17 protein-coding genes and 1 tRNA gene are annotated in these 20,177 nt (G+C 62.9%); 14 read left to right on the top strand and 4 right to left on the bottom strand.

All coding sequences use genetic code 11. The features are described 5' to 3' along the window. Window positions 1-89: 89 nt before the first annotated feature. The 5 genes from ACR0MM_RS18440 (at window position 90) to ACR0MM_RS18420 (ending at window position 4,536) form a co-directional block, all read left to right on the top strand. The gene (locus ACR0MM_RS18440) at window positions 90-890 is read left to right on the top strand and encodes an AAA family ATPase (protein ID WP_254434022.1); all 801 of its coding nucleotides are present in this window, start codon (window positions 90-92) and stop codon (window positions 888-890) included. Further along, window positions 890-2,080 carry a vWA domain-containing protein gene (locus ACR0MM_RS18435; RefSeq protein ID WP_480697856.1) on the top strand — a complete coding sequence of 397 codons (1,191 nt, stop codon included), beginning with the start codon at window positions 890-892 and terminating at the stop codon, window positions 2,078-2,080. Before ACR0MM_RS18440 ends, ACR0MM_RS18435 begins: the two co-directional genes overlap by 1 nt. A 12-nt stretch (window positions 2,081-2,092) precedes the next feature. Further along, window positions 2,093-2,905, top strand: coding sequence for an XdhC family protein (locus tag ACR0MM_RS18430; protein ID WP_480697843.1), 813 nt, complete (start codon window positions 2,093-2,095; stop codon window positions 2,903-2,905). 106 nt (window positions 2,906-3,011) lie between these two features. After that, a complete protein-coding gene (locus ACR0MM_RS18425) occupies window positions 3,012-3,464 on the top strand; it encodes an SRPBCC family protein (protein WP_093963846.1) in 453 nt (150 codons plus the stop codon). A 91-nt stretch (window positions 3,465-3,555) separates the two neighbouring features. Then, window positions 3,556-4,536: a hypothetical protein gene (locus ACR0MM_RS18420; RefSeq protein ID WP_480697841.1), complete on the top strand. Its 981-nt coding sequence runs from the start codon at window positions 3,556-3,558 to the stop codon at window positions 4,534-4,536. A gap of 56 nt (window positions 4,537-4,592) precedes the next feature. Here ACR0MM_RS18420 and ACR0MM_RS18415 read toward each other — a convergent pair. Beyond that, window positions 4,593-4,679 (bottom strand) — tRNA-Leu (locus ACR0MM_RS18415). 211 nt (window positions 4,680-4,890) lie between these two features. On the opposite strand from ACR0MM_RS18415, the gene ACR0MM_RS18410 reads away from it, so the two are divergent. Beyond that, window positions 4,891-5,874 carry a complex I NDUFA9 subunit family protein gene (locus ACR0MM_RS18410; protein WP_480697839.1) on the top strand — a complete coding sequence of 328 codons (984 nt, stop codon included), beginning with the start codon at window positions 4,891-4,893 and terminating at the stop codon, window positions 5,872-5,874. Here the strand turns inward: ACR0MM_RS18410 and ACR0MM_RS18405 are convergent, their stop codons facing one another. After that, window positions 5,875-6,678, bottom strand: a complete 804-nt coding sequence (locus ACR0MM_RS18405; protein ID WP_480697837.1) for an undecaprenyl-diphosphate phosphatase — start codon at window positions 6,676-6,678, stop codon at window positions 5,875-5,877. Window positions 6,679-6,906: 228 nt separating this feature from the next. Here ACR0MM_RS18405 and ACR0MM_RS18400 point away from each other — a divergent pair, with 228 nt between their 5' ends. The 8 genes from ACR0MM_RS18400 to ACR0MM_RS18365 all read left to right on the top strand — a co-directional run bounded on the left by ACR0MM_RS18400 (window position 6,907) and on the right by ACR0MM_RS18365 (window position 19,123). Then, entirely contained in the window at window positions 6,907-8,340 is a 1,434-nt protein-coding gene (locus ACR0MM_RS18400) for an NAD(P)-dependent oxidoreductase (RefSeq protein WP_480697835.1), read from the top strand. 28 nt (window positions 8,341-8,368) lie between these two features. Beyond that, window positions 8,369-8,806: a GFA family protein gene (locus ACR0MM_RS18395; RefSeq protein WP_480636895.1), complete on the top strand. Its 438-nt coding sequence runs from the start codon at window positions 8,369-8,371 to the stop codon at window positions 8,804-8,806. After that, window positions 8,803-13,335 (top strand): glutamate synthase large subunit, encoded by a 4,533-nt coding sequence (gltB, locus tag ACR0MM_RS18390; RefSeq protein ID WP_480697832.1) that lies wholly within the window; start codon window positions 8,803-8,805, stop codon window positions 13,333-13,335. Before ACR0MM_RS18395 ends, gltB begins: the two co-directional genes overlap by 4 nt. Window positions 13,336-13,511: 176 nt before the next feature. Next, complete coding sequence (locus ACR0MM_RS18385) at window positions 13,512-14,429, top strand: Hint domain-containing protein (protein WP_480697830.1); 918 nt, start codon at window positions 13,512-13,514, stop codon at window positions 14,427-14,429. Window positions 14,430-14,469: 40 nt separating this feature from the next. Continuing rightward, the gene (mtgA, locus tag ACR0MM_RS18380) at window positions 14,470-15,210 is read left to right on the top strand and encodes a monofunctional biosynthetic peptidoglycan transglycosylase (RefSeq protein WP_170433449.1); all 741 of its coding nucleotides are present in this window, start codon (window positions 14,470-14,472) and stop codon (window positions 15,208-15,210) included. 59 nt (window positions 15,211-15,269) lie between these two features. Next, complete coding sequence (gene fzlA / locus ACR0MM_RS18375; protein WP_093963811.1) at window positions 15,270-15,935, top strand: FtsZ-binding protein FzlA; 666 nt, start codon at window positions 15,270-15,272, stop codon at window positions 15,933-15,935. 75 nt (window positions 15,936-16,010) lie between these two features. Then, entirely contained in the window at window positions 16,011-17,048 is a 1,038-nt protein-coding gene (gene queG, locus ACR0MM_RS18370; RefSeq protein ID WP_480697827.1) for a tRNA epoxyqueuosine(34) reductase QueG, read from the top strand. A gap of 71 nt (window positions 17,049-17,119) precedes the next feature. Beyond that, on the top strand, window positions 17,120-19,123 hold the full coding sequence (locus tag ACR0MM_RS18365) for a hydantoinase/oxoprolinase N-terminal domain-containing protein (RefSeq protein ID WP_480697825.1): 2,004 nt from the start codon (window positions 17,120-17,122) through the stop codon (window positions 19,121-19,123). A gap of 3 nt (window positions 19,124-19,126) precedes the next feature. Here ACR0MM_RS18365 and msrA read toward each other — a convergent pair whose 3' ends face one another. Further along, window positions 19,127-19,639, bottom strand: a complete 513-nt coding sequence (gene msrA, locus ACR0MM_RS18360) for a peptide-methionine (S)-S-oxide reductase MsrA (RefSeq protein WP_480697823.1) — start codon at window positions 19,637-19,639, stop codon at window positions 19,127-19,129. After that, a complete protein-coding gene (gene msrB, locus ACR0MM_RS18355) occupies window positions 19,636-20,085 on the bottom strand; it encodes a peptide-methionine (R)-S-oxide reductase MsrB (RefSeq protein ID WP_005979690.1) in 450 nt (149 codons plus the stop codon). Before msrB ends, msrA begins: the two co-directional genes overlap by 4 nt. Between the last annotated feature and the right edge of the window lie 92 nt (window positions 20,086-20,177).

Below are 20,177 nucleotides of genomic sequence, written 5' to 3'. Positions count from 1 at the left end.
TCAAACGAAGATTGGACCCTGGTGTGACACTGAGTGACGTTCAGAACGGTTTGGCCCAGCAGGGCTATGTTGCCGACGACCGGTTGGCGATGGCGTTGCATTTGGCCCAGACCCTTGGACGACCGCTGCTGCTGGAGGGTCCGGCCGGTGTCGGCAAGACCGAAGTGGCCAAGGCGCTGGCGGCGTGGCGCGACGCCCGTTTGATCCGCTTGCAGTGTTACGAAGGGCTGGACGCCAGCCACGCGATCTATGAGTGGAACTACCAGCGGCAGCTGCTGGCCATCCGAGCCTCCGAGGCGCGCGGCGGAACCAGCGAGGCCCAGCTGTTTTCCGACGACTATCTGCTGAAGCGGCCGTTGTTGGAGGCGATCAGCGCCGATGATCCGCCCGTTCTGCTGATCGATGAGATTGACCGGGCCGATGAAGAATTTGAGGCCTATCTGCTTGAAATCCTGTCGGACTTTCAGATCACGATCCCGGAACTGGGGACGATTTCCGCCAAAACGCGACCCATTGTCATTCTGACCGCAAACGGCACGCGCGATCTTTCGGATGCGCTGCGGCGGCGGTGTCTGTACAGCTTTCTGAACTATCCGTCTGGCGAGACCGAAATGGCCATCCTGCGGGCACGGATGCCCGAAGTCGAAGGGCTGCTGGCGCGGCAGATCATCGGAGTGGTTCAGAACCTGCGCAAGGAAGATCTGGAAAAGACACCCGGCATTGCCGAAATGCTGGATTGGGCCGCGGCCCTCTCGGGTCTTGGCGTCAACGATCTGTCCCAATCACCCGAGGCCGTACAGGCCACTCTGGTCTGTCTGCTGAAGACCGCCGCGGATTACGATGCCGTTCCACCCGAGGTGATGGATCGCCTGATCGGAAAGGTCGCGTGATGCAGGTGACACGGTTTCCAGCGCGGGCGAACGGCTTGGCCGACCGGATGGCGGGATTCGTGGCGCATCTGCGCGGGAACGGTTTGCGGGTCGGACCGCGGGAGACCGGAGATGCGCTGGCCGCACTGACCTCGGTCGAGGCCACCGATGTCGGGCAGGCGCGGAATGCCTTGTGTGCCGTGATGTCCGGGGATGCCGAGGATTGGCGGCGCTTTGACGATTTGTTCGATGCCTATTGGTTCAACGCGGGCAAGCAGCGGAGCGGCGTGGCACAGAACACCCATGTCAGGGTTCAGTCGGCCAAGCCGATGATCTGGCAGACCGAAGATCGCGGAGATTCCGCTGACGATTCCCCCGATGCGCAAGATGCCAGCACCCCGGATTCCGGGGATGGACAGGCCGAAGGAACGGACGGGAAGCTGATCGCAACCCGGACCGACAACCTGTCACGCCGGGATCTGCGCGAGTTGATGGATGAGCAATCCCTGCGCCGGGCCGAAGCCGCGGCCCTCGCATTGGCGCGGGCGATCCGGGATCGACGTTCGCGCAGGCGCAAACAGGCGCGGCGGGGTCCGGCGCTGGACATGCGTCGCATCCAGCGGGCGAGCCTTGCGCGCGGAGGCGAGCCTTTGGAGCTGTTTCGCCGTGCCCGACCGCCACGCCCGATGCGGATCGTCGCGCTGTGCGATGTCAGCGGGTCCATGACCGTCTATTCGCGTGTATTTCTGGCCTTTCTCAAGGGCCTTGTGGCCAGCGGAACGGATGCGGATGCCTATCTGTTTCACACGCGGTTGATGCGGGTCACCGATGCATTGCGGGACCACGACAGCTTGCGCGCCGCTGGGCGGTTGTCGCTGATGGCCGATGGTTTTGGCGGCGGCACGGACATCTCCGGCAGTCTCGAAAGTTTTCTGGACGGATATGGTGCGCGGGCGCTGAATGGGCGCACCATCGTGCTGATCCTTTCGGATGGCTATTGCAGTTCTGACCCGCAGGCGCTGGGCGCGGCTTTGGCGAGGATCCGGCGCAAGGCGCGCCGGATCGTCTGGCTGAACCCCCTGAAAGGTTGGGAGAATTATCAGCCCGTTGCCGCCGCCATGCAGGCCGCCTTGCCCCATCTTGATGCGCACCTTCCGGCAAACACGCTCGAGGCGCTGGCCGCGTTGGAGCCCGAGTTTCAAAAGTTGTGAGAGGAACCGATCATGCCTGGTTTCGACATTTTCGACACGATTGACCAGTTGCGCAGCAGCGGTGAGGCGTTCTGCGTCGCAACGGTGGTGCGGACGGCAGATGCGACCTCGGCCAAGGCGGGCGCCAAGGCGGCGATCACCCGGGACGGGCGGATTCTCGGCCATCTGGGCGGAGCCTGTGTCCAGCGGGCGGTGCGCGCCTCGGCACAGGAAGCGCTGGCCAGCGGTGCGTCGCAGATGATCCGCGTGAAACCCTCGGACAAGGTGGTGGCAATGACCGATCCGGATGGCGTTCAGACCTTCAAGAGTGGCTGCCCATCCGGCGGTACGGTCGATCTGCTGGTCGAACCCTATCAACACGCACCCCGCCTGGTGATCTTTGGCGATACCCCGATTGCCCATGCGTTGGCTGCTCATGCGGCATTGGCCGGGTTGCGCGTATTCGTTTCGTTTGAGGCCAGCGACGATGCGGCGCAATCATGTTTCGACCCAAACGACGTGGATGCGTTGGGGGTTGAGCCCCGCGATTTTGTGGTCGTCGCCTCGCAAGGCCAGAACGACAGGGCCGCGTTGGCCTCGGCGCTGGGTACGCCGGCAAGGCGGGTGTCGATGGTGGCCAGCCAGCGCAAGGCAAAGGTGCTGTCGGCCAGGTTGGTATCGCAGGGCATGGACACCGAGAAGGTTGCGCGCCTGAAGTCGCCTGCCGGACTGGATATCGGGGCCATTGATCCGCATGAAATCGCGTTGTCCATCCTGGCCGAGATCGTGCGCTGGCGAAATGCGAACACCGCCGAGGAGACAACTCATGATGAAAAACTTGCGTAGCTGGGTGGCGCGGCTATGGCCGCCCCGACCCGCCCAAACCCCCGAGGATGCCACGGAACAGGCGCTGCGCGTCTTTCCCAGATGTTGCTGAGCAGAGGAATACCCAATGGAACTGACTGACGAAATTCGCATCGCGGCCCCCCGGGACGCGGTTTATCGCGCGCTGAACGATCCCGAGGTTCTGCGGGAATGCATCCCCGGCTGCGAAGAGCTGACCCAGACCGCCCCCAACGAGCTTGAGGCCAAGGTGGTTCTGAAAATCGGTCCGGTGAAGGCGCGTTTCGCTGGCGAGGTGACGCTGGACCAGACCAACGCCCCCGACGGGTTTTCGCTGGTGGGCGAGGGCAAGGGCGGAGCCGCAGGTTTTGCCAAGGGTGGTGCGGACGTCACGCTGACCGAAGATGGTGATGAGACCGTTCTGACCTATACCGCCAAGGTTGATGTCGGGGGCAAGATTGCCCAGTTGGGCAGTCGTCTGATTGCCGGAACGGCCAAGAAGCTCTCGGGCAAGTTCTTCACCCGGTTCGGCGAGGTCGTTGCCGCGCAAACCGCTGCCTGACGCAGGCGCCCGGCGCCGTTCCGGTTGACGAATTGCGTGAGGGGGGTATGCACCTGCATAGCGTTTGGCGATGATGCAGCAGGAGACAGTGGTGCCCCCCACCTCGAAAATTGCCGAACTTGAGAATTGGCTGGTGATGAAGCCCGCTGACCTCAAGTCGATTCGTCAGCTGGTCACACGGCTGGAACATGCGCCCAAGGCTCCGGGTTCGGCCGGGCGTTTTTCTGCGGCACAAGCGGACATCGTTACCTCGCTGGGCGCCGATTGGCAGGCGGATCTATTTGAGCCCGAGCACATGGTCAAACAGTACCGCGCATGGTTGGCTGCATTGCGAAGCCGCGGAGTTTCGCAAGCGGTGCCGATCGGGCAGGTCTTTTCTGGGCGCGTCCTCAAGGTACGCGGGCAGAACGCCTATTGCGGCGTTTTTCTGGACTTCTTCAAAGAGACCGGCGCTATCCCGGCTCTTTGCAATGACTGCTACAAGGTACAGATTTTGCCGCATGACCTGCGTGCGATGTTCCAGACCTATGCCCTGTTGCTTAAGCTGGATCTACCCAATGACAACGCCCGCAAATGCATGATCGAGCTGCGCGACGGGATCAAATTTCCGTACAAGGCCTATATCTATTGCGACACCGTTGATGACGTGCGCGCCTGCCTGCAGGCGTTCCGCGATCTTCAGGCCAAGCATGGCATTGAAGGAATCAGCAGCAAGATCTCGCACGGATGTTCGGAATACGGGCAGAAGTATCCAGCATTCAAATTTCCGGAAACCGATGACGCGCCCGAGTTCGTTCCCGATCCGCAATGGCCCGCTATCGAAAAGGCCTATTTCAGGTCGATCAAGCTTCCGGCACAGGCCCGGGACAGCAACACCCGTGAGCATGTGAGCCTGCGCGATGTCTTCGCCTTCTGCACATGGGTCAAATACGCCGACCTGATCGGCGACCCGACCAGCAAGGCCTACGCGGCGCTGCGCGGACCGGACCTTCCCCAGCAATTCATCAAGCGGGTGCGGTCACAGGCAAAGATCCGTCGCCGCGAGATGGAGGAATTGCAGAAGACGGAATGAGAGCCGACCACCCGTTCGAGGGTGGTTTGCGCGGTCGTCAAATCTTTTCGGGGATATGGTGCCCAGGAGAGGACTCGAACCTCCACGTCCATACGGACACTAGCACCTGAAGCTAGCGCGTCTACCAATTCCGCCACCTGGGCAGGTGTCGTGGAGGGGCGTTTAAGCCTACTCGCCGAGGGCGTCAACAGGATTCGAACGGATTATCGAAAGTTTTTTTTCGGTCACCTTCTCGCGGCGCGATCCCGTCGGTTCCGGCAGTGTTTTTTGCCTTATGCGCGGCGTTATTGCGCCTTGTTTGCCGGGCTTTGGAGCGGTAGATCGGAACAAGACCTACACAGCAGGAGCCCAACCATGTCCAAACTGGTCACGATTTACGGTGGATCGGGATTCGTCGGCCGCTATATCGCGCGACGCATGGCGAACGAAGGGTGGCGTGTACGGGTGGCGGTCCGCCGTCCGAACGAAGCGATCTTCGTCAAGACCTATGGCGTCGTGGGCCAGGTCGAGCCAATTCTGTGCAATATCCGCGACGATGCCTCGGTGGCCAGTGCGATGCATGGCGCCGATGCGGTCGTCAACTGCGTGGGCGTTCTGAACGAACTGGGAAAGAATGGATTTGGCGCCGTGCAAGCCGAAGGCGCGGGCCGCATCGCCCGTCTGGCGGCCGAGCAAGGTATTTCCCGCATGGTCCACATTTCGGCCGTCGGTGCTGACGCGAATTCCGACAGCGAATACGCCCGCACCAAGGCCGCAGGTGAGGCTGCTGTGCTGACCCACATGCCCGATGCCGTGATCCTGCGACCCTCGGTGATCTTCGGGACCGAAGATCAGTTCTTCAACCGTTTCGCCGGCATGACCCGTATCTCGCCCTTCCTTCCGATCTTTGGCGCCGACACCCGGTTCCAGCCGGTGTTTGTGGATGACGTGGCGCAGGCCGCGGTCAAGGGCGTGCTGGGTCAGGCCGCACCGGGCGTCTACGAATTGGGTGGGCCCGAGGCCAAGACCTTCCGCGAGCTGATGCAGCAGATGCTCGAGGTGATCCACCGCCGCCGCATCATCATCGGTCTGCCGTTCTGGGTTGGGCGGATCATGGCCGGGGTTCTGGACATGCTGAAATTCATCAGCTTCCAGCTGTTTCCGAACAACATCCTGACCCGCGACCAGTTGAAGAACCTGCGCCGTGACAATGTGGTGTCCGAAGGAGCGAAGGGTTTTGCCGATCTGGGGATCGAGCCTGCTTCGCTGGAATCGGTTCTGCCGGAATACCTATGGAAATTCCGCCCGTCGGGTCAGTACGACGACATCCAGAACTCGGCCCGGAACCTGCGCATCTGATCAGCTGTAAGCGACAATCAGCAGGATCGTACCCAAGATCACGCGATAGATCACATATGGCGTGAAGCTGACGCTACGCAGCAGACGCATCATCAGGCTCAGCGCCAACAGGGCCGAAACAAAGGCGAACACGGCTGCAATAGCGCTGTCCTTGGCCAGCTGAGCGTTGGCCTGCCCGATCACGTCCAGCGACAGCAGCGCGCCCGAGGCGATGATTGTAGGGATCGACATCAGCATCGCGATGCGCGCGCCGTCCTCGCGGGTATACCCCAAGTGCCGCGCGCCAGTGATGCAGATCCCCGACCGCGAGGTGCCGGGAATCAGCGCCAGGACCTGCCACAGACCCAGAACAACCGCGTCCCGCAGCCCCCAATCGGCGGCCTCTTTGGTCTGGGGGCCCTTCTGGTCCATCCAATACAGCAGCAATCCAAAAACCAGCATCGCCCACCCGATCACCGCCACGGACCGCATCGCACTGCTGAGGCCGGTCAGGTGCAGGATGGCACCGACGATAACGGTCGGGATGGTGGCCACGATCAAGGCAAGGGCCAGTCGGGACTGTGGGGTGTCGATGCGACCGCGCAAAGCACGTGGCAGGCCCGCTAGGGCCAGTTTCACGTCGCTCCAGAAATACAGAACCACCGCGCCCAATGTACCCACATGAACCGCGACGTCGATGGCCAGGCCCTGGTCTTCCATTCCGGTGAGGCTGGGCAGCAGGATCAGGTGGCCTGATGACGAAATCGGCAGAAACTCGGTGATCCCCTGGATGATCGCCACCAGAATCAGCTGAAAAAGACTCATCTGCCCGCCCGTGTTTGCGCCTGCGTTCTTTGCATTCAAGGCGTATAAGCGCGACCAGCAAAAAGAAAGTCAGGATTTAGGTCCGAAGTGGTCCTAAAAATGAACAGAAAGTCGCCGAAAGAGATCGATCTTTCTGATTTTTTCCAATTTAGGTCAGTACAATTGACTTTTCATCCGAATTGGCTTCGCATAAAGAAATCCGACCAAGCCAATTCATGGAGTCTGACCGTGGCCAAGCAACCGATGCTGAAATTTGTGCAGATCGATCGTGACATGCCTGAAAAGCGCGCCGCAACCGATCGCAGAGCGGACTTCCATGAAATCTATGCCGAGTACGCTGCCGAAAAAGCCGCCGAGCAGGCCAGCCGTTGCAGCCAATGCGGTGTGCCGTACTGTCAGTCGCACTGCCCGCTGCACAACAACATCCCGGACTGGCTGCGCCTGACCGCTACCGGACGGCTGGAAGAAGCCTATCAGACAAGCCAGGCCACCAATACCTTCCCCGAGATCTGCGGCCGCATCTGCCCACAGGACCGTCTGTGCGAGGGCAACTGCGTGATTGAGCAATCGGGCCATGGCACCGTCACCATCGGTGCGGTCGAGAAATACATCACCGACACCGCGTGGGAGGAAGGCTGGGTCAAGCCTGTCGCTCCAACCGCCGAACGTTCCGAAAGCGTGGGCATCATCGGGGGCGGACCCGGTGGTCTGGCGGCAGCGGACATGCTGCGCCGGGCCGGGATTCAGGTCACGGTCTATGACCGCTATGATCGCGCGGGCGGGCTGCTGATGTACGGCATTCCGGGCTTCAAGCTGGAAAAGGACGTGGTTCAACGCCGAAACGACCTGCTGGCCGAGGGTGGCGTCACTTTTGAACTGAACTGTGACGTCGACGCTGCCAAGTTCGCCGAAATCCACGCAAAACATGACGCCGTGATCATTGCGACGGGCGTCTACAAGTCGCGGGATCTGTCTATGCCCGGCAGCGGCCTGCCCGGTATCGAAAAGGCGATCGATTTCCTGACTGCCTCGAACCGCAAAAGCTTTGGTGACGAGGTTCCCGAGTTCGACGATGGCCGCCTGAACGCCGAGGGCAAGAAGGTGGTCGTGATCGGCGGCGGTGATACGGCGATGGATTGCGTCCGCACCTCGATCCGTCAGGGTGCGACCTCGGTCAAATGTCTGTATCGCCGCGACCGGGCCAACATGCCGGGTTCACAGCGCGAAACCCAGAACGCCGAGGAAGAGGGCGTGATCTTCGAATGGCTCAGCGCGCCCAAGGGGTTTGTTGGCGATGAGCGGGTCACCGGCGTGATGGTGCAGAAGATGCGCCTGGGCCAACCCGACGCCACCGGCCGCCAGGCGCCCGAAGTGATCGAGGGCGCGGATTACGTCGAAGAGGCCGATCTGGTCATCAAGGCGCTGGGCTTCGAGCCCGAGGACCTGCCCACCCTGTTCGGCCAGCCCGACCTGCCCGTGACCCGCTGGGGCACCATCAAGGCCGCGTTCGAAACCGGCGAGACCGAGATGGACGGTGTCTATGCCATCGGTGACATCGTGCGCGGCGCCTCGCTGGTGGTCTGGGCGATCCGCGACGGCCGCGACTGCGCGCAAGCCATCATCGACCGGTTCAACGGCAAGGCTGCGCTTGCCGCAGAATAACCTACAGCCCAGCGACAGGAGGGACAGGATGCCCGAATTGCAAGGCCAATGCATGTGCGGTGCGGTCACCGTGACCGCGACCCCCGCCCGCGACGCGCTGGGCGCCTGCCATTGCGACATGTGCCGCCGCTGGACCAGCAGCGCGCTGGTCACCTTTCCGGCGCAGCCGGGCTATGCGGCGCTGGGGCCGGTCAAGACCTTCACCTCTTCGGACTGGGCCGAACGCGCCTTCTGCGAAGAATGCGGATCGGTCCTGTGGTACCGGATCACCCTGCCGGGCGAGATGCACGGCCAGACACAGATCGCGGCCGGCCTGTTCGACAACGCGGCTGGCAACACGCTGAAACTTGAACTCTACATCGACAAAAAGCCCGAGGGTTACGCGTTCGCAGGTGAACGCCGCCAGATGACCGAAGCCGAGGTCATGGCCATGTACGCCCCGTCGGAAGAAGGAGACAACCAATGACGAAATATGATGCCGATTGGGTCCGGGCCGAGGAAGCCAAGCGCAAGTGGATGGCCGAAAATGGCCTGTATTCCGAGCAGGAGGAGCATTCCTCGTGCGGGGTCGGCCTGGTGGTTTCGGTTGACGGCAAGAAAAGCCGCAAGGTGGTCGAGGCCGGCATCGACGCGCTCAAGGCGATCTGGCACCGCGGCGCGGTGGATGCCGACGGCAAGACCGGCGACGGCGCGGGTATCCATGTGCAGATCCCGGCCCCTTTCTTCTATGACCAGATCCGCCGCACCGGACACGAGCCCAAGATGGACGAGCTGATCGCCGTGGGCCAGGTGTTCCTGCCGCGCACCGATTTTGGCGCGCAGGAGCGCTGCCGGACGATCGTGGAAACCGAAGTTCTGCGGATGGGTTACTACATCTATGGCTGGCGTCATGTGCCGGTGGATGTCACCTGCCTGGGCGAAAAGGCCAACGCGACCCGGCCCGAGATCGAGCAGATCCTGATCTCGAATTCCAAGGGCGTTGACGAGGACACGTTCGAGCGCGAGCTGTACGTCATCCGCCGCCGGATCGAGAAAGCGGCCGCCGCCGCGGGGATTTCGGGTCTGTACCTGGCCTCGCTCAGCTGCCGGTCGATCATCTACAAGGGCATGATGCTGGCCGAGCAGGTCGCCGTATTCTACCCCGACCTGATGGACGAGCGTTTCGAGTCGGCCTTCGCGATCTATCACCAGCGCTATTCCACCAACACTTTCCCGCAATGGTGGCTGGCGCAGCCGTTCCGGATGCTGGCGCATAACGGCGAGATCAACACGCTGAAGGGCAACATCAACTGGATGAAAAGCCACGAGATCCGCATGGCCTCGGCGACCTTTGGCGACTATGCCGAAGACATCAAGCCGATCATCGCCGGTGGGTCGTCGGATTCGGCGGCGCTGGATTCGGTGTTCGAGGTTCTGGTTCGCGCGGGCCGCTCGGCCCCGATGGCCAAGACGATGCTGGTGCCGGAAAGCTGGTCGAAACAGGCGGTGGAACTGCCGCAGGCCTGGCGCGACATGTATTCCTACTGCAACTCGGTGATGGAGCCGTGGGACGGCCCCGCCGCGCTGGCCATGACGGATGGCCGCTGGGTCTGCGCCGGGCTGGACCGCAACGGCCTGCGCCCGATGCGCTATGTCGTCACCGGCGACGGTCTGGTGATCGCCGGGTCCGAGGCGGGCATGGTCCCGATCGACGAGGCCAGCGTTAAGGAAAAAGGCGCGCTGGGTCCGGGCCAGATGCTGGCCGTCGACATGAAGAAGGGCAAGCTGTATCGCGACAAGCAGATCAAGGACAAGCTGGCCGCGGCCCTGCCGTTCGGCGAATGGGTCAGCAAGATCAACGATCTGGACGAAAAGCTGGCGAAGGTTGCCGAAAAGCCGCTGTTTACCGGTGAAGAGCTGCGCAAGCGCCAGATCGCGGCGGGCTACACGGTCGAGGAACTGGAGCAGATCCTCGCACCGATGGCCGAGGACGGCAAAGAGGCGATCGCCTCAATGGGCGACGACACGCCCTCGGCGGTTCTGTCCAAACAGTACCGGCCGCTCAGCCATTTCTTCCGCCAGAACTTCAGCCAGGTGACCAACCCGCCCATCGACAGCCTGCGCGAATACCGCGTGATGTCGCTGAAGACGCGGTTCGGCAACCTCAAGAACGTGCTGGACGAGGACAGCAGCCAGACCGAGATCGTGGTGCTGGAAAGCCCCTTTGTCGGCAATGCCCAGTGGGAAGAACTGGTGGCGAATTTCGACGCGCCGCTGGCCGAGATCGACTGTACCTTCGAACCCGGCACCGGCGCGCTGAGCGCCGCGTTGGCGCGCATCCGCGCCGAGGCGGAGGAGGCCGTGCGTTCGGGCGCGGGTCACCTGGTGCTGACCGACCAGTATTCCGGCCCCGGCAAAGTGGCGATGCCGATGATCCTGGCCACCAGCGCGGTTCACTCGCACTTGATCCGTCAGGGCCTGCGGACCTTCTGTTCGTTGAACGTACGCTCGGCGGAATGCATCGACCCGCATTATTTCGCAGTACTGATCGGCTGTGGCGCGACCGTGGTGAACGCCTACCTGGCCGAGGATTCGCTGGCCGACCGGATCGAACGCGGGTTGCTGGAAGGCAGCCTGACCGAAAACGTCGCACGTTACCGCGAGGCGATCGACCAGGGTCTGCTGAAGATCATGGCCAAGATGGGCATCTCAGTGATCTCGTCCTATCGCGGCGGCCTGAATTTCGAGGCCGTGGGCTTGAGCCGCGCCATGGTGGCCGAGTATTTCCCCGGCATGACCAGCCGGATCTCGGGCATCGGCGTCACCGGCATCCAGTCCAAGGCCGAAGAAATCCACGCCAAAGGCTGGGAGAGTGGCCTGGATGTTCTGCCCATCGGTGGCTTCTACAAGGCCCGCAAATCCGGTGAGACACATGCGTGGGAAGCGACCTCGATGCACATGATGCAGATGGCCTGCAACCGCGCCTCGTACGAGCTGTGGAAGCAGTATTCGGCCAAGATGCAGGCCAACCCGCCGATCCATCTGCGCGACCTGATGGATTTCAAACCGTTGGGCAAGCCGATCCCGATCGAAGAGGTCGAGTCGATCACCTCGATCCGCAAGCGCTTTGTCACCCCGGGCATGTCGCTGGGCGCGCTCAGCCCCGAGGCGCACAAGACGCTGAACGTGGCGATGAACCGGATCGGTGCGAAATCCGACTCGGGTGAAGGTGGTGAAGATCCCGCTCACTTCGTGCCCGAGCCGAATGGCGACAACCCCTCGGCCAAAATCAAGCAGGTGGCCTCGGGCCGGTTCGGCGTGACCGCCGAATACCTCAACCAGTGCGAAGAGCTGGAAATCAAGGTGGCCCAGGGTGCCAAGCCCGGCGAGGGCGGCCAGCTGCCCGGCATGAAGGTCACCGATCTGATCGCGCGCCTGCGTCACTCGACCAAGGGCGTGACGCTGATCTCGCCGCCGCCGCATCACGACATCTACTCGATCGAGGATCTGGCGCAGCTGATCTATGACCTCAAGCAGATCAACCCGCGCGCCAAGGTGACGGTGAAACTGGTGGCGTCGTCGGGCGTCGGCACGATCGCCGCCGGGGTGGCCAAGGCCAAGGCCGACATCATCCTGATCTCGGGCCACAATGGCGGCACCGGGGCATCGCCCGCGACCAGCATCAAATATGCCGGCCTGCCGTGGGAGATGGGCCTGACCGAGGCGCACCAGGTTCTGGCGATGAACAACCTGCGCGACCGGGTTACCCTGCGCACCGATGGCGGGTTGCGCACGGGGCGCGATATCGTCATGGCCGCGATGATGGGGGCCGAGGAATACGGCATCGGCACCGCCGCCCTGATCGCTATGGGCTGCATCATGGTGCGTCAGTGCCAGTCGAACACCTGTCCGGTGGGCGTCTGTACGCAAGACGAATCCCTGCGCGCCAAGTTCACCGGCAATGCCGACAAGGTGGTGAACCTGATCACCTTCTACGCACAGGAAGTGCGCGAGATCCTGGCCAGCCTCGGCGCACGGTCGGTCGACGAAATCATCGGTCGGGCCGATCTGCTGGCGCAGGTCAGCCGCGGGTCGGCGCATCTGGACGATCTGGACCTGAATCCGCTGCTGATCACCGTCGATGGCGCGCAAAACATCGTCTATGACCGTGACAAGCCCCGCAACGCGGTCCCCGATACGCTGGACTCTGAAATCGTGCGCGACGCGGCGCGGTTCCTGAAGGATGGCGAGAAGATGCAGCTGTCTTATGCCGTGCAGAACACGCACCGGACGGTCGGCACTCGCGTGTCCAGCCACATCGTGCAGAACTTTGGCATGCGCAACACGTTCCAGCCGGACCACCTGCATGTGAAACTGCAAGGCTCGGCCGGTCAGTCGCTGGGCGCCTTCGCCGCGCCGGGGCTCAAACTGGAAGTGTCGGGTGACGCCAACGACTATGTGGGCAAGGGCCTTTCGGGCGGCACCATCGTCGTGCGTCCGCCGCAGGTCAGCCCGTTGCAGGCCGACCGGAATACGATCATCGGCAACACGGTCCTGTACGGCGCGACCGACGGGTACCTGTTCGCGGCTGGCCGTGCTGGTGAACGCTTTGCCGTGCGCAACTCGGGTGCCACCGTGGTGGTCGAGGGCTGCGGCTCGAACGGGTGTGAGTACATGACCGGCGGCGTTGCGGTGATTCTGGGTGACATCGGTGCGAACTTTGGCGCGGGGATGACGGGTGGTATGGCCTATCTGTACGACCCCGAAGGCAAGGCGCAGTTGCTGATGAACATGGAAACCCTGGTGACCTGCCCCGTAACGGTCGAGCATTGGGAGACCCAGCTGAAGTCGCTGATCGAGCGTCACGCCGCGGAGACCGGCAGCCGCAAGGCCGCCGACATCCTGCAGCACTGGGATGTCGAGCTGTCGAACTTCCTGCAGGTCTGTCCGAAGGAAATGCTGAACAAACTCAGCTACCCGCTGAGCCACGAGGCAGCGGCGGTTCCGGCCGAGTAAGACCGCCTGTGAAGCCCGCCCCGCGTGTTTGAAAAGACACGCGGGGTTTTCGTTTTGTGCCCTCCCGTTTCCGGATTTCTTGAAAAAACATTGCGTGTCGCTAGGCCTGTACACGGAAAGTTTGGAAATTTCGCCAATGCTTCCGCTTGCCGCCAATTTCGCCAGGGAGTCGTCGCATGCCCACGACCTATCTTGACCAGTTCTTTGCCATGGATCCGGCCAGCCCGCCGGCAACGGGGACCCTTCTGACGGTTGAGAAGTACAATCTGGTCGACCAGAACGACGATGGCGACATCGACAGTTCCGACAATGACTCGGTCAACGGCATCGACGTCACCCGATCCTGGCCGGGCGATACGGTGACGATCAACGTGTCCGGTGTGGGGAACGTCACCTACACGGGAATCACCTTCTATCTGGCTGATGGCAGTCGGGTATTCACCCCGACGGACGGTCAGGTGCTGCAAGAGGGAACGCTTGTCTCGACGACTTTCGTCAATACCGAAGGTCCCCTGGTGGTTCCGGGTGAGCTTGGGCCGCCGTGTTTTACTGCCGGAACAATGATAAAAACACCCGATGGATTGCGCCGCGTCGAAGATCTGCAGGCCGGTGACCTGGTCACGACGGTCGACAATGGCGCGCGGGCTCTGATCTGGGTTGGCAGAACCACCGTTGCGGCCGAGGGCAACGCCGCCCCCATCCGCTTTGCCGCGGGGGTCCTGGGACTGGACCGTGACACTCTGTTCTCGCCGCAACACCGGATGCTGATCGACGATTGGCGCGCGGCTTATTTCTACGGCCACCCTGAGGTTTTGATTGCCGCACATTCCCTGGTCAACGGCACGACGGTGACCCGGGTCGAAGGCGGCGAGATCGAGTATTTCCACCTGTTGTTCGACCAACACGAGATCGTCATCGCCAACGGCGCCAAAAGCGAAAGCTACTATCCCGGCCACGCCGTCACGCGGTCTGACCGGGAAACCCAGGCCGAGCTGTTGCGCCTGTTCCCGCAGTTGGCAGTGGTGGAAGACGGTGGTCCGAAAACCGCCCGCCCCGTGGTGCGCCCGCGCGAAGGGCGGCTGATCGCGTCATAATTCCGTTCCAAATACCGGTGCTGCGGCGTATAGCAGGAACATGGCGAAGAAAGCAGCGCGCAAATCCCGCGGTAAGTCCAAAAAGGCAACCCGGTCTCGGAAAACGGAAACGCTCATCGTTCGGATTCGGCGATGGGTACTGCGTGTCATCGGTGCCCTGGCCGCGGCGTTCGTGGCGCTTGTTTTGCTTTACACCGTGGTCAATCCGCCGATCACCCATACGATCTGGTCCGAGTGGCGCCGCCTCGGCAAGGTGGACCGGGAATGGGTCGCGATCGAGGATATGTCTCCGGTCATGGCCCGGTCGGTCGTTGCTGCCGAGGATGCGAATTTCTGCCTGCATTGGGGCTTTGACGTGAACGCAATCCGCGATGCGCTTGAGGATGGTGGCAACCGCGGGGCGTCGACCATTTCTCAGCAGGTGGTCAAGAATGTCTTTCTGTGGCAGGGGCGCAGTTGGGTGCGCAAGGCGCTTGAGACCTCCATGACCCCGGTCGTCGAAATCTTCTGGAGCAAGAAGCGCATACTCGAGGTGTATCTGAACGTGGCGGAGACCGGTGAGGGCCTGTTCGGGATCGAGGCGGCCGCCCGCAAGAATTTTGGAGTCAGTTCCGCCCAACTCAGCCCGGTGCAGGCGGCGCGGCTGGCGGCAATCCTTCCGTCACCGCGAAACCGTTCGGTCACGGATCCGTCGGTTTACACCCGCAGACGAGCCGCCGCGATCCGCGATGGAGCGGCCACCATCCGCGCAGATGGTCGCGCAGATTGCTTCGAGGATTGAAACTTCCGCCCGTCAGCGGCTATTGCTGAGCGGTACTCAATTGGTTCGAATGGATCCACATGGCGCGTTTGTTTCACGTTCCCCTGTCCCCCTTTTGTCGAAAAGTCCGCCTGTCACTGGCGGAAAAGAAGATCGAAGTCGAATTGGTCGAGGAAAAGTACTGGGAAAAATCCCCGGACTTCTTGCGCAGAAACCCTGCGGCCAAGGTCCCGGTTCTGCGGCTGGACGGCCGGGTGATGTCAGAAAGCGCGGCGATCTGCGAATACATCGAAGAGACACGGCCGGAACCGGCGTTGATGCCGAAAACTCCGGAAGCCCGGTTCGAGGTGCGCCGTCTGGTCAGTTGGTTTGATGACAAATTCCACCATGAAGTGACATCCAAGCTGCTGTACGAGCGGGTGAATAAGAAAGTAACCGGTCAGGGTTATCCCGACAGCAAGAACGTCAAGGAAGGCGCGCGGGCGATCAAATTCCATCTGGATTACATGGCCTGGCTGCTGGATCAGCGGCGCTGGCTGGCCGGAGATCAGATGACATTGGCCGATTTCGCCGCTGCCGCGCATTTGTCGTCTCTGGATTACATTTCGGACGTGGATTGGAACCGCAGCCAGGTGGTCAAGGACTGGTACGCCAAGATCAAGTCACGCCCGGCCTTCCGGTCGATCCTGGCGGATCAGGTGCCGGGGTTCCGCCCGCCTGCCCATTACGCCGACCTGGATTTCTGATAGGTTGGGGCAGGGGGCTGTCTGCCCCTTCTTGGCTCGTTGGGCCAATTCACCCCCGAGGATATTTTGGGCCAGATGAAAAGCGCGACGGCATTGAAGGACAGGTTGGTGGCGCAGGCCCGGGCCGAGGGGTTCGTGTCGTGCAGGATCTGCCGCCCCTGGGACGTGCCGGAAGTGCCTGTGCGGTTGGCCGCCTTTCTGGCGGCCGGCTATCACGGGCAGATGGGTTGGATGGCCGAGCGGACCCATTGGCGGGGGGATCCGGCGCAGCTGTGGCCCGAGGCGCGCTCGGTCATCATGCTGGCCGAGAGTTACACGCCGGATCATGATCCGACCGAGGTTCTGGGCCGACCCGATCGCGGGGCGATCTCGGTCTATGCGCAGAACAAAGACTACCATGATCTGGTCAAAAAGCGGCTGAAGCGGCTGGCCCGGTGGCTGATTGCCGAAGCCGGGGGCGAGGTGAAGGTGTTCGTCGACACCGCGCCGGTGCCCGAGAAAGCACTGGGCCATGCGGCCGGGTTGGGCTGGCAGGGCAAACACACCAATCTGGTCAGCCGGGAGTGGGGCAACTGGGCCTTTTTAGGGTCTGTTTTCACCACTCTGGACCTGCCGACGGACCCGCCGGAAGTGGATCATTGCGGGTCGTGTCGGGCCTGTCTGGATGCCTGTCCGACGGATGCCTTTCCGGCGCCCTATCAACTGGATGCGCGGCGCTGCATTTCCTATCTGACCATCGAGCACAAGGGGCCGGTGGATCAGGAGTTGCGCGGCAAGCTGGGCAACCGGATCTATGGCTGTGATGATTGCCTGGCCGCCTGTCCGTGGAACAAGTTCGCGGTGGCGGCCAGTGACATCCGATATGCCGCGCGCCAAGACCTGATGGCGCCGCCGTTGGCGGAACTGGCCGGGTTGGACGATGCGGCGTTCCGGGCCAGATTCTCGGGTTCTCCGATCAAGCGGATCGGGCGCGACCGGTTCGTGCGAAACGTTCTGTATGCCATCGGCAATTCCGGGTCGTCGGAGTTGATTCCGGTCGCGCAGGCGTTGATCGAGGATGCCGACCCCACGGTGGCCGACGCGGCGCGCTGGGCGGTCGAACAACTGTCGTGAATGCCGCAAACAGGCTGGACGCGTCGGTTCAAACCGCTACACCCGTGACTGCGAACAGGATGGAGATCCCGATGGCGTTGGCTTTGGGCGTGGATACCGGTGGAACCTACACCGATGCGGTGCTGATCCGGGACGAGGAAGAGGTGATCGCCTCGGCCAAGTCCCTGACCACACGCGAGGATCTGGCGATCGGCGTCGGGCGGGCGATCCGGGCGGTGCTGGACCAGGCGCAGGTCGCGCCCGTTCAGATCTCGATGGCGTCGCTGTCGACGACGCTGGCCACGAACGCGCTGGTCGAGGGGCAGGGCGGGCGCGTTGCGCTGATCTATGTCGGGTTTCGGGACGGCGATCTGGACAGGCATGGGCTGCGCGATGCGCTGAAGGGTGACCCGGCGCTGGTGATCTCGGGTGGGCACAGCCATGCCGGGGCTGAGGCCGCGCCTTTGGATACAGGGGCGTTGACCGAATTTCTGGACCAGCAGTCCGGGATTTCCGGGTTCGCGGTTGCGGCCCAGTTTGCCACGCGCAATCCCGCGCATGAGCTTGAGGTCGCGCGGATCATCACTGAGAAAACCGGCGCGCCGGTGACCTGCTCGCATCAGTTGTCGGCCAAGCTGAATGGGCCGAAACGTGCGGTGACGGCGGTGCTGAATGCACGTCTGATCGGAATGATCGACCGTCTGATCGGCCGGGCGCAGGATGTTCTGCTCGAGCTGGGCGTCGACGCGCCGATGATGGTGGTGCGCGGGGATGGCGCCTTGATGAGCGCCGAGCAGGCGCGGGAGCGGCCGATCGAAACGATTCTCAGCGGTCCGGCGGCCTCGATCGTGGGGGCGCGCTGGCTGACCGGAGTTCAGGACGCACTGGTATCGGATATCGGAGGGACGACGACCGATGTGGCGCTGATCCGCGATAGAAAGCCGGCGATCGACCCGGCGGGCGCCCGGGTTGGCGGGTTCCGCACCATGGTCGAGGCGGTGGCGATGCGCACCCATGGTCTGGGCGGTGACAGCCAGGTGCATGTGGTGACGGAGGGCCTGCGCGGCGGTGTGTTCCTGGGTCCGCGCCGGGTGCTGCCGGTGTCGCTGATCGCGGCTGAGGCGCCCGGGGTGGTCCATGCCGCGCTGGACGAGCAGTTGCGCGCGACCACGGTGGGCGAGCACGACACCCGTTTCGCCCGCCGCGTGCCCGGCATCCACGCCGAGGGTCTGGGCCCGCGCGAGGCGGGGCTGCTGGAGCGGCTGGGGGACAAGGTTATGTCCCTGAGCGCCCTGTTGCGCACCCGGATGGAAAACGGTGCTCTGACCCGGCTGGTGGATCGCGGGATCGTTCAGGTTTCGGGGGTGACGCCGTCGGATGCCAGCCACGTTCTGGGGCGTCTGTCCGATTGGGATGCCGATGCCGCGCGCAAGGCGCTGGAGTTGATTGCGCGTCGGCGTGTGGGGTCGGGCGACCGGCTCGCGGGCTCGGCCGATGAACTGGCCGGGATGATCGTGGATCAGTTGACCGAACAGACCGTTTTGACCTTGTTAGAGACTGCTTTTGCGGAAGAAGCCGAGGCGTTCGGCCTGCCGCCCGAGGATCTGGCGCGCCATGTGCTGACACGGCGGGGCTTGCGCGGGCATCGCGGTCTGCTGGCGTTGGATACGAGGCTGAACGTGGATGTGGTCGGGCTGGGTGCCTCGGCGCCGAGCTATTACCCGGCGGTCGGTGAGCGTCTGCGCTGTACCATGGTGCTGCCCGACCATGCCGGGGTGGCCAACGCGATCGGGGCCGTCGTGGGGCGGTTGACCATGCGGCGGGCGGGCACGGTGACCGCTCCGTCCGAAGGCCGGTACCGCGTGCATCTGAATGAAGGTCCGCAGGATTTCCCCACACCCGAACCCGCGCTGGCCCTGCTGGAGGCCGAACTGCGGCGCGAGACCGAAAGCGCCGTGCGCGAGGCCGGGGCCGAGGATATCCGCGTGATCGTCAACCGCGACATCCGCACCGCCCGGATCGAGGGCAAGGATGTCTTCGTCGAGGCGATGCTGACCGTCGAAGCCAGCGGCCGCCCGCGGGTGGCCGTCGGCTGACCTTTATTCGGCAGCGCTGCTGCGTTTGGGAAGAACCCAGTCCGGGCGCGGGAAGTGGCAGGTATAGCCGTTGGGGATACGCTGAAGATAGTCCTGATGCTCGGGCTCGGCCTCCCAGAAATCGCCGACGGGTTCGACCTCGGTCACCACCTTGCCAGGCCACAGCCCGCTGGCATCCACATCGGCGATCGTGTCCAGCGCGATCTGTTTCTGCGTCTCGTCGCAGTAATAGATGGCCGAGCGATAGCTCATCCCGATGTCATTGCCCTGGCGGTTCACGGTGGTCGGGTCGTGGATCTGGAAAAAGAACTCGAGCAGATCGCGATAGGTGATTTGCGCGGGGTCGAACCAGATCTCGATCCCTTCGGCATGGGTGCCGTGGTTGCGATAGGTCGCGTTGGGCACGTCACCGCCGGTATATCCGACGCGGGTGCGCAGAATGCCGGGCAGCTTGCGGATCAGGTCCTGCATGCCCCAGAAGCAGCCTCCGGCCAGAACGGCGCGTTGTTCGGTCATTTCGGGTCCTCCACTTGATCGAGGTATTCGCCATAGCCCTCGGCCTCCATGTCGTCACGATGGATGAACCTCAGCGCGGCGGAGTTGATGCAATAGCGTAGCCCACCCTGATCCAGCGGACCATCGGGAAACACATGGCCCAGGTGGCTGTCGCCGTGTTTCGAGCGGACCTCGGTCCGGATCATGCCCAGCGAGCGGTCCTCAAGCTCGGTGACGTGGTCATGCACGATGGGTTTGGTGAAACTGGGCCAGCCGCAGCCCGACTCGTATTTGTGGGTCGAGGCGAACAGCGGCTCGCCCGATACGATATCCACGTAGATGCCGGGTTCCTTGTTGTTCAGGTGTTTTCCGGTGCCGGGGCGTTCGGTCCCGTTGCGCTGGGTAACGTGGAATTCCTCGGGCGACAGGGCCGCCACAACCGATGGATCTTTGGTATATTTGGGCATGGGTCCTCCGGCATTGCATACGTTGCCGAGATATTTGGGGTGCGCCGCGACAAAAGCAAAGCCCTGTTTCATCCGGCTCGCGCGATCGTGCG

It is taken from the genome of Ruegeria sp. BC6, from assembly GCF_056539185.1.
The sequence above is the reverse complement of the archived record's forward strand: the minus strand, read 5'-3'. Positions and strand labels throughout refer to the sequence as shown.

Coding starts and splice junctions, on each gene's coding strand:
- ACR0MM_RS18395 (WP_480636895.1), top strand. CDS start 8,369: ATGCCCGAATTGCAAGGCCAATGCATGTGCGGTGCGGTCACCGTGACC.
- ACR0MM_RS18410 (WP_480697839.1), top strand. CDS start 4,891: ATGTCCAAACTGGTCACGATTTACGGTGGATCGGGATTCGTCGGCCGC.
- ACR0MM_RS18435 (WP_480697856.1), top strand. CDS start 890: ATGCAGGTGACACGGTTTCCAGCGCGGGCGAACGGCTTGGCCGACCGG.
- mtgA (WP_170433449.1), top strand. CDS start 14,470: ATGGCGAAGAAAGCAGCGCGCAAATCCCGCGGTAAGTCCAAAAAGGCA.
- ACR0MM_RS18405 (WP_480697837.1), bottom strand. CDS start 6,678: ATGAGTCTTTTTCAGCTGATTCTGGTGGCGATCATCCAGGGGATCACC.
- ACR0MM_RS18385 (WP_480697830.1), top strand. CDS start 13,512: ATGCCCACGACCTATCTTGACCAGTTCTTTGCCATGGATCCGGCCAGC.
- ACR0MM_RS18365 (WP_480697825.1), top strand. CDS start 17,120: ATGGCGTTGGCTTTGGGCGTGGATACCGGTGGAACCTACACCGATGCG.
- msrB (WP_005979690.1), bottom strand. CDS start 20,085: ATGCCCAAATATACCAAAGATCCATCGGTTGTGGCGGCCCTGTCGCCC.
- ACR0MM_RS18425 (WP_093963846.1), top strand. CDS start 3,012: ATGGAACTGACTGACGAAATTCGCATCGCGGCCCCCCGGGACGCGGTT.
- ACR0MM_RS18430 (WP_480697843.1), top strand. CDS start 2,093: ATGCCTGGTTTCGACATTTTCGACACGATTGACCAGTTGCGCAGCAGC.
- msrA (WP_480697823.1), bottom strand. CDS start 19,639: ATGACCGAACAACGCGCCGTTCTGGCCGGAGGCTGCTTCTGGGGCATG.
- fzlA (WP_093963811.1), top strand. CDS start 15,270: ATGGCGCGTTTGTTTCACGTTCCCCTGTCCCCCTTTTGTCGAAAAGTC.
- gltB (WP_480697832.1), top strand. CDS start 8,803: ATGACGAAATATGATGCCGATTGGGTCCGGGCCGAGGAAGCCAAGCGC.
- ACR0MM_RS18440 (WP_254434022.1), top strand. CDS start 90: ATGGCGTTGCATTTGGCCCAGACCCTTGGACGACCGCTGCTGCTGGAG.
- queG (WP_480697827.1), top strand. CDS start 16,011: ATGAAAAGCGCGACGGCATTGAAGGACAGGTTGGTGGCGCAGGCCCGG.